A 12959-nucleotide genomic window follows, 5' to 3' on the forward strand; every position below is an offset into this window, starting at 1 on the left:
CGGCCCCTTCCCTTCCATCACACCACCGAGCCGCCATGCCTGCCCAACTGCTGTCCGAACGCGTCGATGCGACACTGGTGCTGACCATCTCCAATCCGGAAATGCGCAATGCGCTCGGCCCGGAGATCTACCTCGCGACCAGGGAAGCGCTGCAGGCGGCCGAGCAGGACAGCGGCATCCGCTCGGTGGTGCTGACCGGCGCCGACGGCATGTTCTGCGCCGGCGGCAACCTGAACCGGCTGCTCGGCAATCGCGCGCAGCCGCCGCAGGTGCAGGCCGACAGCATCACGATGCTGCATGCCTGGATCGAAAGCCTGCATGCCTTTCCGAAGCCGATCATCGCGGCCGTCGAGGGCGCGGCCGCGGGCGCGGGCTTCTCGCTGGTGCTGGCCTGCGACTTCGTGGTGGCGGCCAGCAATGCCAAGTTCGTGATGGCCTACGTCAAGGTCGGCCTGACCCCCGACGGCGGCGGCTCGTATGAGCTGGCACGCGCGCTGCCGCGCCAGCTGGCCTCCGAGCTGCTGATCGAAGGCAAGACCGTCGACGCGCAGCGGCTTGCGCAGTTCGGCCTGGTCAACCGCGTGACCGAGCCGGGCGAGGCGCTGAACGAAGCGCTGCGCCTGGGCCAGTCGCTGGCCGCGCAGTCCTCGCACGCGATGGGCCGCATCAAGGGGCTGATCAACCAGGCCGGCACGCTGTCGCTGAACGCGCATCTGGCGCAGGAGCGCGAGAACTTCGTCGCCGCGCTGCATCACCCCGACGGCGGCGAAGGCATCAGCGCCTTCCTGGAGAAGCGCAAGCCGACCTATCGTTGAAGCCCACGGCCCAGCGCGGCCGACCGCGGTCCCACCCGCACCGATCCCGATAAAAAAGATACCGGAGACAGCATGAGCAGCAATCTTTCCCAGTTCGAGGGCACGCGCCCGGTCGCCGAGCAGCAGCGCTTCGATACCGCCGCGCTCGAAGCCTGGCTGCGCGACCATGTCGAGGATTTCGCCGGGCCGCTGACGGTCGAGCAGTTCAAGGGCGGCCAGTCCAACCCCACCTTCAAGCTGATCACGCCGGGCCGCACCTACGTGATGCGCGCCAAGCCGGGACCGAAGTCGAAGCTGCTGCCGTCGGCGCACGCGATCGAGCGCGAGTACCGCGTGATGGCCGCGCTGGCGAACACCGACGTGCCGGTCGCGCGCATGTACGCGCTGTGCGAGGACGAGGCCGTGATCGGGCGCGCCTTCTACATCATGGAGTACGTCAACGGCCGCGTGCTGTGGGACCAGTCGCTGCCGGGCATGAGCCCGAGCGAACGCGCCGCGATCTACGACGAGATGAACCGCGTCATCGCCGCGATGCATACCGTCGACTACCAGGCCATCGGGCTGGGCGACTACGGCAAGCCGGGCAATTACTTCGCGCGCCAGATCGAGCGCTGGACCAAGCAGTACAAGCTGTCCGAGACCGAGAAGATCGACGCGATGGACGCGCTGATGGACTGGCTGCCGCACCATATCCCGGAAGAAGACCAGGACCTGACCAGCATCGTCCATGGCGACTACCGGCTCGACAACCTGATGTTCCACCCCACCGAGCCGCGCGTGCTGGCGGTGCTGGACTGGGAGCTGTCGACGCTCGGCCATCCGATGGCCGACTTCGGCTACCACTGCATGAGCTGGCATATCGCGCCGGGCCAGTTCCGCGGCATCGCCGGGCTCGACTACGCCGCGCTCGGCATTCCCGACGAGGCGACCTACCGCCGCATGTACGAGCAGCGCACCGGACGCCAGATCACCGGCGACTGGAACTTCTACCTGGCCTTCAGCATGTTCCGCATCGCCGGCATCCTGCAGGGCATCGCCAAGCGCGTGGTCGACGGCACGGCATCGTCGGCGCAGGCGGTCGACGCCGGCCGGCGGGCCCGCCCGATGGCCGAGATGGGCTGGCAGTACGCGCAGAAGGCGAAGCAGCGGATCGCCTGAGCGCGGTACGTACGACCCAGGCTGGGCCGACAAGGGCTGGCGCGGCGACGAGCCGCGCCAGCCCTTTTTCTTTGTGCGCCATCGGCTCTAAGCATCCGCCACATTGTCCGATGACATATAACCAGAGCCCGCGCCACCACCTCCGGGATTTCCCTGAATCGGGCAAAAAATCCGGTCTCAACCGCTAGACGGCCTGGCATTCCGGCTCTTATGATGGCGACCATTGTTGTATGACGACTGACAAATAACTCGTTCCGGAGACATCATGCACGCACGCCGCCGCTTCCTCAGACTGGCCTCCACCGCCGCCCTCGCCGCTGCCGCCGCCCCGCTGGCGGCCCCCGCCCTTGCCGCCGATACCTGGCCGAACCGCCCGATCCGGCTGGTGGTGCCCTATCCCGCTGGCGGCTCGTCGGACATCATCGCGCGGCTGATCAGCAAGCAGCTGGGCGAGGCGCTGGGCCAGCCCGTCGTGGTCGACAACCGTCCGGGCGCCAACGGCAATGTCGGCGCCGCCTTCGTGGCGCAGTCCGGCGGCGACAACCACACGCTGCTGTTGTGCGATGTCGGCGCGCTGGCGATCAGCCCGTCGGTCTACACCAAGCTGACCTTCGATCCGGCCAAGGACCTGAAGGGCGTCGGCATGCTGGCCTATTCGCCGCACATGCTGGTGGTCAACCCGTCGGTGCAGGCCAATACGCTGAAGGACCTGGTCGAGATGTCCAAGCGCGGCGAGCTGAATTTCGCCGTCACCGCGATCGGCAGCGCCCCGCATCTGGCCGGCGTGGCTGTGCAGCAAGCCACCGGCGCCAAATGGCAATACGTGCCGTACAAGGGCGGCGCGCAGGCGATTGCCGATACCGTCGGCGGCACCGCGCAGGTGCTGATGAACGGCATGCTGGCGACGCTGCCGCATGTGCAGAGCGGCAAGCTGAAGGCGATCGCGGTGTCCAAGCGCACCCGCATGCCGCTGGTGGGCAATCTGCCGACCATCGCCGAACAGGGCGTCGCCAATTTCGAATCGGGCACCTGGCAGGGCGTGATGGCGCCGGCCAGGATGCCGGACGCCGCGGTGACGCGCCTGAACGCCGAGCTGGTGCGCATCATCCGTTCGCCGGAGGTGCGCGCGCAGTTGGCCGGCCAGGGCGCCGAGGTGGTGACGATGACGCCCGCCGAGACCAACCGCTTCTTCGCGGCCGAGAAGACGCGCTGGGCTGCGGTGGTCAAGCAGGCGGGCATCAAGCTGGACTGACGGCGGCCAGCCGGGAGGCTTTCGGCACTCCCCTCCCGGCCCGGATGAGCCCGGGCGTGGCCCAGGCGGCAAGCGTATACTGGCCGTTGCTATCGATTTTGACCGGTTCACGCTGTCCGCTACCTTGTCCGCCGCTGTGTCCGCCCCCTCCCCTCACTCTCACGACGATCCCCGCCCGCTGCCGCCCAACCGGCCCGACGACGACGCCTGTTGCGGGAGCGGCTGCAGCCCCTGCATCTTCGATTTCTATTACGAAGAAATGGAGCGCTACCGGCAGGAACTGCGCGCTTGGCTGGCGCGGCATCCCGAGGAGGCGCCCTCGCCGTGACGGCCATGACCACCGCGGCGACGCCGGGCGCTGCCGCGCCGATCGCGGTCGACGGTCCGCCGCATGGCGACGATGACGCGCTGATTGGCTTCGTACGCCGGCACCCGCGCCTGCTGGTGCTGACCGGCGCCGGCATCAGCACCGATTCGGGCATCCCCGGCTATCGCGATGCCGATGGCAACTGGCGTGCGAGCACGCCGATCCAGCATCGCGAATTTCTCGAATCGCACGCGCGCCGCCAGCGCTATTGGGCGCGCAGCATGGTGGGCTGGCCGATCATGTCGCGCGCCTTGCCCAACGACGCCCACCGCGCGCTGACCCGCCTGCAACAGGCCGGGCACGTGGAGGCGCTGGTCACGCAGAACGTCGACGGCCTGCACCAGGCGGCGGGCAGCACCGGCGTGATCGAGCTGCATGGCAGCCTGAGTTCGGTCGTCTGCCTGTCCTGCGGCGAACGTCACGCCCGCGCCGACATCCAGCACGAACTCGAAGCGGCCAACCCGGCCATCGCCGGCCTGTCGGCCGTGCCGTCGGCCGATGGCGACGCGCATCTCGAGCCCGACGACCTGCACGGCTTCACCGTGCCGCATTGCCGCCGCTGCGCCGGCATCATCAAACCCGACGTGGTGTTCTTCGGCGATTCGGTGCCGCGCGATCGCGTGGCCGCGGTCCACGAGGCATTGCAGCGCGCCGACGCGCTGCTGGTCGTGGGCTCCTCGCTGATGGTCTTTTCCGGATACCGCTTCTGCGTCGCCGCTGCGCAGGCCGGCAAGCCGGTCGTCGCGATCAATCTCGGCCGCACCCGCGCCGATCCCCTGCTGACCATGAAGATCGCCGCGCCCTGCGGCGCCACGCTGACGCGCCTGGACGCCGCGCTGCGCAACATCGCCGCCTGACTTCGCAGCAATTTCGATACGAATAAGTCGCAAATCAGAAACGGCCGTAAACCACCGACAGTTGAGACACCAATTCGGTAGCAGCATGTGACCCGTCGTTGGTTGTGGCGTCGGCGTGGACTGGGGATGTCCGTCGCGATCGTCGACCACCGCCACGCGCGAAGGGTCCGGTGCACGGTATGTACATGCCGCCCGGACGTGAACCTCCCCTGTCACAGGCGAATACCATGAAAGTCTCCTATCTGAATTCGATGTCGACCGGACACAGCCATGCGGCCAAGGACTTGTTCGCGGCGCCAATCAGTGTCCCCGGGCTGACGGCCGACGAGTTGCCGCAGCTCCTCGATGGTGCCGAGCGGTTGTTCCTCTCGGACCCACGCATGGAGCCACGCGTCAAGTTGGAGATCGCGGGCGAAGCCGTCCCCCTCGAGGACATCGCAAGACACAGCCATGACAGGCAAGGGGCTGCCATCCTGGAGGGCATCGCGGCGAGGCTGCCCCGCACGTTTGCCGGCCAGGCGCCGACTTCCGCCATCGAGGAATCGGCCTACTATGCGGTGGCAGCGTTGATCGCCAGCCCAGCCTTTTGGAATACGGCCGAAACCACGCTTCGGTCGACGCTGAACCACGACACCACTTACGGCGAAATCCGCTTGGCGAGCCCTGCCCAGTTGGGCATGAACGTCGAGATGTCGAAGGACGGCAAATCGATGGAATGCCATTTGAGCGCGGCCTGGCATGAATACCAGTCCGGTGGCCAGTGGCATTGCATGCGCGAGCACGGCGCGGTGCTCACCGCCAATGTCAAGGTCGTGATACCGCTGAAGCGCAGGGCCGGAAATCAGTGGCTGGAGGGCAGCTTTGTTTCGCTGCATGTCAACAGCCCGCTGCCCGAGATCCGCGACAAGCTGATGAAGCATGGCACCCGCGGGTTCGTCACCGCGCTGCTCGATGCGCTGGCCAGTATTCCGCTATTGGGGCGGCTGTTTCGCGGCGTGCAGATCAAGGTGCGGGTCGGAGGCGTGGACTTTCATCGTCACCGCCTCGCGAAGGTCCCCAAGAGCCTGGGCAATTGGTCATGGGCAGGCAGCCAGCATGTCGCGCACGCACCGGATCCCGAAGCAAGCGGCCAGCATATCGTCATCAAGAAGCTCGCGCATCGGCCCAACTGGATCCATCGCATACATGGCCCGGCTGCCGGCGATGCCCCCTCTTCCTTGAGGACACTGCTGGAGCAGCGCGACCCTGCGCTTCGGCAGAGGGTCGCCATCGGCGACTGGAACCAGCAAGGGCCCATCGAGCATCAGGAGCACCGTCAGCCGGACGCCCCGATCGCTCCCCCTGACCTTCCGCTACCGCCGCCGGACTTCGTCCCGCAACCGCCGCTCGGCCCATCCCCGGAGGTCCAGGCGGAACTGGAAGCACTGCGACAAACCGTGGCAAGGGAACGTCGATTGCGGGAGGGGATCGAGGGCGAGCACAACACGGTGCTGGCAGAGCGGAACACGCTTCTCGCGAGCGTTGCGAACCTCGAGCAAAGGTTGACCGCCGCGGAGGGCGAGCGAAACCACCTGCGGCCCCGGCTCGAGCAGGTGACAAGCCAGTACGAGGAAACCCAGGACAAGGTACGGGAACTGCAAGCGAAGGTCGCCAAATACGAGGCGGGCCTCGCCGCTGAAAACCTCGCAAAAATACCGATGGATCTCGTCTACCAGCAGCGAAAGGGAACGGATGAGCGGAAGCAGAACGGCGCGCCGACCCCGGGGAAAAGGGGCCGCGCGATGACGTTTTCGGGGCCGGAGAAGGGCTCTTCGCCTACGGTCGCCAACAACGCCGCAGCCGGCACCGGGTCGCCGACCGGGGCAGACGACAAGCCATAAGACCGGCTCGCAGCACGTCACCGATGCGGTGCGGACGCTCTGCGCCGCATTTGCATCGCCTGTCCAGGTCGCCCGGCCGACGCCGCATCGGATCGAAATCTTTCGGCATCCCGCAGATCATTCGCCCCGGATCGCGGATCGGCCAGCGGCGTATTCCATACCGATCGCTGCTACCCGATATGCCATTCTCCAAACCCTTCATCGATCCCTGTGCCATGCTGCACGCCGTCACGCATGCGCCGATGCCCATCCCGACGGCTCCGTCCGAGCACATTGCGCGTGCCAACTTCGGCATGGCCTTTGCCCAGACCGCATGGCGACTGTTCGAAGATGAGCGGTGCCGCATCGAATTCGCGGGCGCGAGCCATGTCAATTCCGATCATCTCGTCGAACAAGCCAGGCTGAACAATCGCATCCGCGACAGGCGCGCGCGCGAGGCGGAGCCCTACAGCAGAACCCAGGCCGGCCACGAACTGATTGCCGCGATAGCGGGCCAATTGAAGGCGCAGGCGGCGCCCGGACAGAACATCGACAATCTGGCGCACGCCTATACCGCCGCGGCGACCCTTTGCACCGACGAGTTCTGGAAGGCCGAGGCGGTGGCGCTGCAAGCGATTTCCGTGCGCAACGGAATCGATCTGCCGCTGCTGCCCTCGGTGGTCAGCGCACGCATCACGCCGCTGGAAGACGGCACCGGCTGGCGCATCAACAAGCTGATGAAATGGCATTCCTACACCGGCCCGGACGACAACACCTATTACATGTCGAATCTGCGCCCCGTGCTGACGATCGATCATCAGATCGAGATCCATTGGGATGCCAACGACCCGCCATTGCGCAGCTTGTTGAATTGGCTCCAGGGACGAGAGCCCGAGCGATACAAGCTGGGCGAACGCTCCGACGCCATTCACGTGGCATGCCTGGCGCCGGCGCTGGACCAGGCCCTGACGACGATGCAGCCAGGGAGCGGCAATCTGTTGATACGCCTGTTGTCCCGGCTGCTCGACTACCTCTCCGACCTCTTTCACGACATGCTGGACGAATGCCGCCGCCGCGAGGGAGTGGCCTACCGCATCATCGCGGCCGGCGAGGCGGAGTCCTTCCGATGCGAGCGCCCCTGCGGAATCGGACAATATCGCAGCGATGACGCCGCCGAGGATCAGTCGCTGACGCCGATCCAGCTGCATCGGCAACGTGAAGCGCGGGACAGGAGTCTCAAACCGATCGAATACAGACGTGCCAATGAACGCCACTATGTCGCCCGCAGGACGGACGGTCAGATGAACGGCTCCGGCTGCTATGTCTTCGAAGCGCTCGACGCCGAGCACCATGTCATGCGGCAATCGACCACCGACGGCGACCTGCGGCCTTGCATGCAATCGGTTCTATACGACTCGCGCGGCATGGAGCCGCCCAAACCGGTGCATGGCGAACCGCCGTCCGACGAAGCGTCGGACCTCAGCGACGATGACGACGGCGAAGAGCGCGCCGGCGGCGAGTCGTCCGCGCGCGACATCGCCGAACAGGAATCCGCGCCGGTCGCCGACATCGCAGAGGATCCGGCCCCCATCCCGGACTCGGGCACCGCGGCGGCCGCACGCCGGCGGTTTTCGCTATTCGGTGGCAGCTGGGTCATGGTTCCGCGGATGGCCGACTGAGCGCGGGGAGCGCCGGCGGCACCGCCGCTACCGACGGTGCCGCCGACGCAACGGATCAGGAGGTTGCCGGCGCGCCCTTCTCCAACCCCGTCATCACCGCCATCAGCTGCTCCCGCAGCCACCGGTTCGCGCCATCATTCTCCCCGCCCGCATGCCAATACAAGTGCAGCTCCAATGACGGCACCTTGAACGGCAGCGTCAGCAGGCGATTGCCATAGGCCTCGTTGGCGATGCGCGCATAGCGCAGCGGCAGCGTCGCCAGCAGGTCGGTGCAGCTGACGATGCGGCAGGCCGCCGCGTAGTGCTGGCAGCGCAGCCGTACCCGCCGCGTCATGCCCATCCGATGCAGCGCCTGGTCCTCCAGCCCCGCGCCGCGCCGCCGCGACGACACGTGCACGTGCTCGGCGGCCAGATAGCGCTCCAGCGTCAATTCCTTCTTCACCAGCGGATGGTCGCGCCGGGCCAGCACCACCATCGGATCGGCCATGAACTGCGCGTGGTGGATCGCCGGCGAGACCGGCAGCAGGATGTCGATCGCGGCATCGAGCGTCCCGGCCAGCAGCTCCGACTCCATCTCGCGGCGATCGAAGCGCACCGCGGCGATGTCGACGTGCGGCGCCACCGCGGCGACGCGCGACATCAGCGGCGGCAGCAGCGTCGACTCCAGCGCGTCGCGCATGCCGATGGTGAAGCGCCGCACCGTCGCCGCCGGATCGAAATGCGGCGTGTCCTGCAGCGTGCGGGCGAACGACTGCAGCGCGGCGCGCACCTCCCCGGCCAGCGAGCGCGCCAGCGGGGTCGGCGCCATGCCCTGCCCGCGCCGCTCGAACAGCGGGTCGTCGAACAGCGTGCGCAATCGGCCGAGCGCATGGCTGACCGCCGGCTGCGTCAGGTTCAGCTGCCGGGCGGCCGCCGTGATGCTGCCTTCGGTGTAGATGGCGTCAAACACGACGAACAGGTTCAGGTCGATGCGGGAGAGCTGCATGGCGGCGATTGTGGCATGGAATGCAGGAGATTGATACCGTCGAATCCAGAAAATTCATTTTTCATATTACGACGAATCGGATAGAGTGGCCCCAGTCGGCGTATATCGCGCCCGCCCGCCGCCTGCCGGTCCGCTGCCCTGCGGTGGTCCGGCATCAGCGGCGGGGCCAAATCGCAGGGGTTGTGAGGAGACACCATGGATTTCGAATACTCGCCCAAGGTCAAGGAAATGCGCGCCAGGCTGCTGGCCTTCTTCGACCAGCACATCTATCCGAACGAGAAGCGCTTCCACGCCGAGATCCAGGCCAACCGCAAGGCCGGCAACGCCTGGGTGCCGAGCAAGCTGATCGAGGAGCTGAAGCCACTGGCGCGCGAGGCGGGCCTGTGGAACCTGTTCCTGCCGCGCTCGCCGCGCGCGCCGGAAGGGCTGTCCAATCTGGAATACGCGCCGATGTGCGAGATCATGGGCCGCGTGCCCTGGTCGCCGGAGGTGTTCAACTGCGCGGCGCCCGACACCGGCAACATGGAAACGCTGGAGCGCTATGCCTCCGAGGAACTGAAGGACAAGTGGCTCGAGCCGCTGCTGCGCGGCGAGATTCGCTCGGCCTTCCTGATGACCGAGCCCGACGTGGCGTCCTCCGACGCGACCAATATCCGCTGCCGCATTGAGCGCGATGGCGACCACTACGTGATCAACGGCACCAAGTGGTGGTCGTCGGGCGCCGGCGACCCGCGCTGCAAGGTCTATATCGTGATGGGCAAGACCAATCCCGATGCGGGCCGCCACGAGCAGCAGTCGATGATCGTGGTGCCGGCCGATACGCCGGGGATCACCGTCAAGCGCCATCTGCCGGTGTTCGGCTATGACGACGCGCCGCACGGCCACATGGAGATCGAACTGAAGAACGTGCGCGTGCCGGCGGACAACATCCTGCTCGGCGAAGGCCGCGGCTTCGAGATCGCGCAGGGCCGCCTCGGTCCGGGCCGCATCCACCACTGCATGCGCAGCATCGGCGTGGCCGAGCGCGCGCTCGAACTGATGTGCAAGCGCAGCCTGGACCGGGTCGCGTTCGGCAAGCAGATCGCCCGCCATGGCGTCACGCAGGAACGCATCGCGGAGGCCCGCTGCGAGATCGAGATGGCGCGCCTGCTGACGCTGAAGGCCGCGTACATGATGGACACGGTCGGCAACAAGGTGGCCAAGGCCGAGATCGCGATGATCAAGGTGGTGGCGCCGAACGTCGCGCTGAAGGTCATCGACTGGGCGATCCAGGTGCATGGCGCCGCCGGCGTGTCGGAAGACTTCCCGCTGGCCTCGTGGTGGGCGCACCAGCGCACGCTGCGCCTGGCCGACGGTCCGGACGAGGTGCACCGCAACGCGATCGCCAAGCTGGAACTGGCCAAGCACATGAGCCTGAATCCGGACGAGATCCAGATGCCGGTCACGCGCGGCGGCTGAGGCCGTCGCCCGGTAAAAACATCGGCGGCCATCCGGCCGCACGACTCCAGGGCAGCTGCGCCGGCAGCGAGCCATCCACGCGCAGCCTGTCTGCGCGTTTTTTTCTTCTGTGATTAAATGCGTCGGTCCATTCAACCGGCGCTCCGCTCCGCTGGCGAGTCGGCGGCGCTCTCTCCCGTCCAGGAGCTTCCTCGATGATCGATGTCTACAGCTGGGCCACGCCCAATGGCCACAAGGTTCATATCATGCTGGAAGAGTGCGGCCTGCCCTACCAGGTGCACCCCATCAATATCGGCGCCGGCGACCAGTTCGGCGAGGAATTCCTGAAAATCAGCCCGAATAACAAGATTCCCGCCATCGTCGACAGCGAAGGGCCGGACGGCAAACCGATCTCGCTGTTCGAATCGGGCGCGATCCTGGTGTATCTGGCCGGCAAGACCGGCAAGTTTCTGCCCGAGGACGTGCGCGGCAAATACGAAACGCTGCAATGGCTGATGTTCCAGATGGGCGGCGTCGGTCCGATGCTGGGCCAGGCGCACCATTTCCGCATCTATGCGCCGGAGAAAATCGAATATGCGGTCAACCGCTATACCAATGAAGCGCGCCGCCTCTATGGCGTGATCGACAAGCAGTTGTCCGGTCGTCCCTGGCTGGCCGGCGACGAATATACGATCGCCGATATCGCAACCTTCCCGTGGCTGCGCAGCTGGCAGAACCAGGGCGTCGAACTCGACGACTATCCCCATCTGAAGCGCTGGTTCAACACGATCGCCGAGCGCCCCGCGGTCAAGCGCGGCGTCGAGGTACTGGCGCGCGAACGCAAGCCGCTGCATACCGAGAAGGAACGCGAGATCCTGTTCGGCGCCACGCAATACGTCCGCCGTTGAGCGGCGCGGCGCCGCGGGCAGGACTCGCGGCGCCTTTTCCGCCGCGGCGCCCGACGACGCCCCCGCAGTCCCTCGCCGGCCATCCCGCGGCCGGCTCCCGCCTCACTCCTCTCTTCGCCTGCGCCGCCACGCTGCGGCAACCGTCTCTCGCCGTTCCGGCCGCCTCAGCGCCCCATCTGCGGCTTCCGATTTCGTCAGATTAACGGGCAACAACAAACCTATCGTTTTCGGAACCGAGGATTCAGGTGAATACCTGTATGACATTCGCTCGCGTCCATGCGAAAACAGTGCACCCCGGTCCTCGTTCCGCTACCGCCCATCCGATTTTCGACAGTAAATGCAACCTATAGGGTGAGTTCACACACTTTATGTTGGCTGACACCGATTGTGCGACGGACTCTAGGATGTCGAGTCGACCGGGCCAATCCCTTAACTTCCTTCGAGTTCACATCTTGTCAAAACCATGGTCGGCGATCCTCTCAAGCAATTTGGCCAACGCCTGACGGCCCTGCGCAAGCAAAGGGGCTGGTCCCAGGAAAAGCTCGCCCTCGAAAGCGGAATGGCGCGTTCCTATCTCAGCGGCATCGAACGCGGACTGCGTAATGTAGCGCTGATCAACATCTGCACTCTGGCCGATACCCTCGGCGTCCCTCCCGGCGAAATGTTGAAGTTCGATGGCGAAAACGCGGTGTTGACAGTCGAGGAATTACGCGTTCCATTTGGCGGCGAGGAAACCACCGCGCAACGCAATGCGCGGCGTTATATGGCAAGGCTCGATAATGACGACCAGGACCTGGTCGCCTCGGTGGCACGAGCCCTCGCCCGCAAGCGCAACAACCACACCTAGCACGCGCCGTCGACGGCGCCGCACATCGCGGCTACATCGCGGCTACATCGCCAGCATGCCCTGCCGCTCGATGAAGCGGATCACCGCGTCAAGACCCTGCCCCGACTTGACGCTTCCCATCACGAAAGGCCGTTCCCCGCGCATCTTTCGCGCATCGCTTTCCATCACGTCGAGGTTGGCGCCGACATACGGCGCGAGATCGGTCTTGTTGATCACCAGCAGATCCGACTTGGTGATGCCCGGCCCGCCCTTGCGGGGAATCTTCTCGCCGCCGGCGACATCGATCACGTAGATCGTCAGGTCCGACAGCTCCGGGCTGAATGTCGCCGCCAGATTGTCGCCACCGGATTCGATGAACACCACGTCGGCATCGGGAAAACGCGCCAGCATGCGGTCGACCGCCTCGAGATTGATCGACGCGTCCTCGCGGATTGCCGTATGCGGGCAGCCGCCGGTTTCCACCCCCATGATGCGCTCGGCCGGCAGCGCGCCGGAGATCGTCAGCAGGCGCTGGTCTTCCTTCGTGTAGATGTCGTTGGTGATCGCCACCAGGTCGTAGCGCTCGCGCATGGCCTTGCACAGCATCTCGAGCAAGGTGGTCTTGCCGGAGCCGACCGGGCCGCCGACGCCGACGCGCAGCGGAGGGAGTGTCTTGGTACGGGTCATGATGTCTCGTCCGATTCGATTTGTGGCTGCGGATGTATGGCTGCGAATGTGGCTGCGAATGTGGCCGCCAATGTGGCTGCGAATGTACGGCTGCGAATGTGTCGCTGCGGATATGTGGCTGCGGATGTC

At 66.0% G+C, this 12959-nt stretch carries 12 protein-coding genes; 10 read left to right on the forward strand and 2 right to left on the reverse strand.

Annotated elements, in window-relative coordinates; genetic code table 11:
- Window positions 1-35 precede the first annotated feature (35 nt).
- The 7 genes from K7G19_RS21925 (at window position 36) to K7G19_RS21955 (ending at window position 7987) form a co-directional block, all read left to right on the forward strand.
- Complete coding sequence (locus K7G19_RS21925; protein WP_226109135.1) at window positions 36-815, forward strand: oxepin-CoA hydrolase, alternative type; 780 nt, start codon at window positions 36-38, stop codon at window positions 813-815.
- A gap of 72 nt (window positions 816-887) precedes the next feature.
- Window positions 888-1973 (forward strand): phosphotransferase, encoded by a 1086-nt coding sequence (locus K7G19_RS21930; protein WP_149319352.1) that lies wholly within the window; start codon window positions 888-890, stop codon window positions 1971-1973.
- Window positions 1974-2238: 265 nt separating this feature from the next.
- Window positions 2239-3225 (forward strand): tripartite tricarboxylate transporter substrate binding protein, encoded by a 987-nt coding sequence (locus tag K7G19_RS21935; protein ID WP_255650876.1) that lies wholly within the window; start codon window positions 2239-2241, stop codon window positions 3223-3225.
- A 136-nt stretch (window positions 3226-3361) separates the two neighbouring features.
- Window positions 3362-3553, forward strand: a complete 192-nt coding sequence (locus K7G19_RS21940) for an oxidoreductase-like domain-containing protein (RefSeq protein ID WP_226109137.1) — start codon at window positions 3362-3364, stop codon at window positions 3551-3553.
- A 5-nt stretch (window positions 3554-3558) separates the two neighbouring features.
- Window positions 3559-4449 carry an NAD-dependent protein deacetylase gene (locus K7G19_RS21945; protein ID WP_226109208.1) on the forward strand — a complete coding sequence of 297 codons (891 nt, stop codon included), beginning with the start codon at window positions 3559-3561 and terminating at the stop codon, window positions 4447-4449.
- Between the two features lie 227 nt (window positions 4450-4676).
- A complete protein-coding gene (locus tag K7G19_RS21950; RefSeq protein ID WP_226109139.1) occupies window positions 4677-6329 on the forward strand; it encodes a hypothetical protein in 1653 nt (550 codons plus the stop codon).
- Window positions 6330-6508: 179 nt separating this feature from the next.
- Window positions 6509-7987: a hypothetical protein gene (locus tag K7G19_RS21955; RefSeq protein ID WP_226109141.1), complete on the forward strand. Its 1479-nt coding sequence runs from the start codon at window positions 6509-6511 to the stop codon at window positions 7985-7987.
- Between the two features lie 55 nt (window positions 7988-8042).
- Here the strand turns inward: K7G19_RS21955 and K7G19_RS21960 are convergent, their stop codons facing one another.
- Window positions 8043-8972, reverse strand: coding sequence for a LysR family transcriptional regulator (locus tag K7G19_RS21960; protein ID WP_226109143.1), 930 nt, complete (start codon window positions 8970-8972; stop codon window positions 8043-8045).
- A gap of 195 nt (window positions 8973-9167) precedes the next feature.
- Here K7G19_RS21960 and K7G19_RS21965 point away from each other — a divergent pair, with 195 nt between their 5' ends.
- The 3 genes from K7G19_RS21965 (at window position 9168) to K7G19_RS21975 (ending at window position 12164) form a co-directional block, all read left to right on the forward strand.
- Window positions 9168-10430: an acyl-CoA dehydrogenase family protein gene (locus tag K7G19_RS21965; protein ID WP_149319357.1), complete on the forward strand. Its 1263-nt coding sequence runs from the start codon at window positions 9168-9170 to the stop codon at window positions 10428-10430.
- Window positions 10431-10624: 194 nt separating this feature from the next.
- Complete coding sequence (locus K7G19_RS21970; RefSeq protein ID WP_226109144.1) at window positions 10625-11317, forward strand: glutathione binding-like protein; 693 nt, start codon at window positions 10625-10627, stop codon at window positions 11315-11317.
- 463 nt (window positions 11318-11780) lie between these two features.
- On the forward strand, window positions 11781-12164 hold the full coding sequence (locus tag K7G19_RS21975; RefSeq protein WP_149319359.1) for a helix-turn-helix domain-containing protein: 384 nt from the start codon (window positions 11781-11783) through the stop codon (window positions 12162-12164).
- A gap of 42 nt (window positions 12165-12206) precedes the next feature.
- Here the strand turns inward: K7G19_RS21975 and ureG are convergent, their stop codons facing one another.
- Window positions 12207-12830 carry an urease accessory protein UreG gene (gene ureG / locus K7G19_RS21980; RefSeq protein ID WP_006578011.1) on the reverse strand — a complete coding sequence of 208 codons (624 nt, stop codon included), beginning with the start codon at window positions 12828-12830 and terminating at the stop codon, window positions 12207-12209.
- Between the last annotated feature and the right edge of the window lie 129 nt (window positions 12831-12959).

Source organism: Cupriavidus sp. DB3 (assembly GCF_020418465.1).
Lineage (GTDB): Bacteria > Pseudomonadota > Gammaproteobacteria > Burkholderiales > Burkholderiaceae > Cupriavidus > Cupriavidus cauae.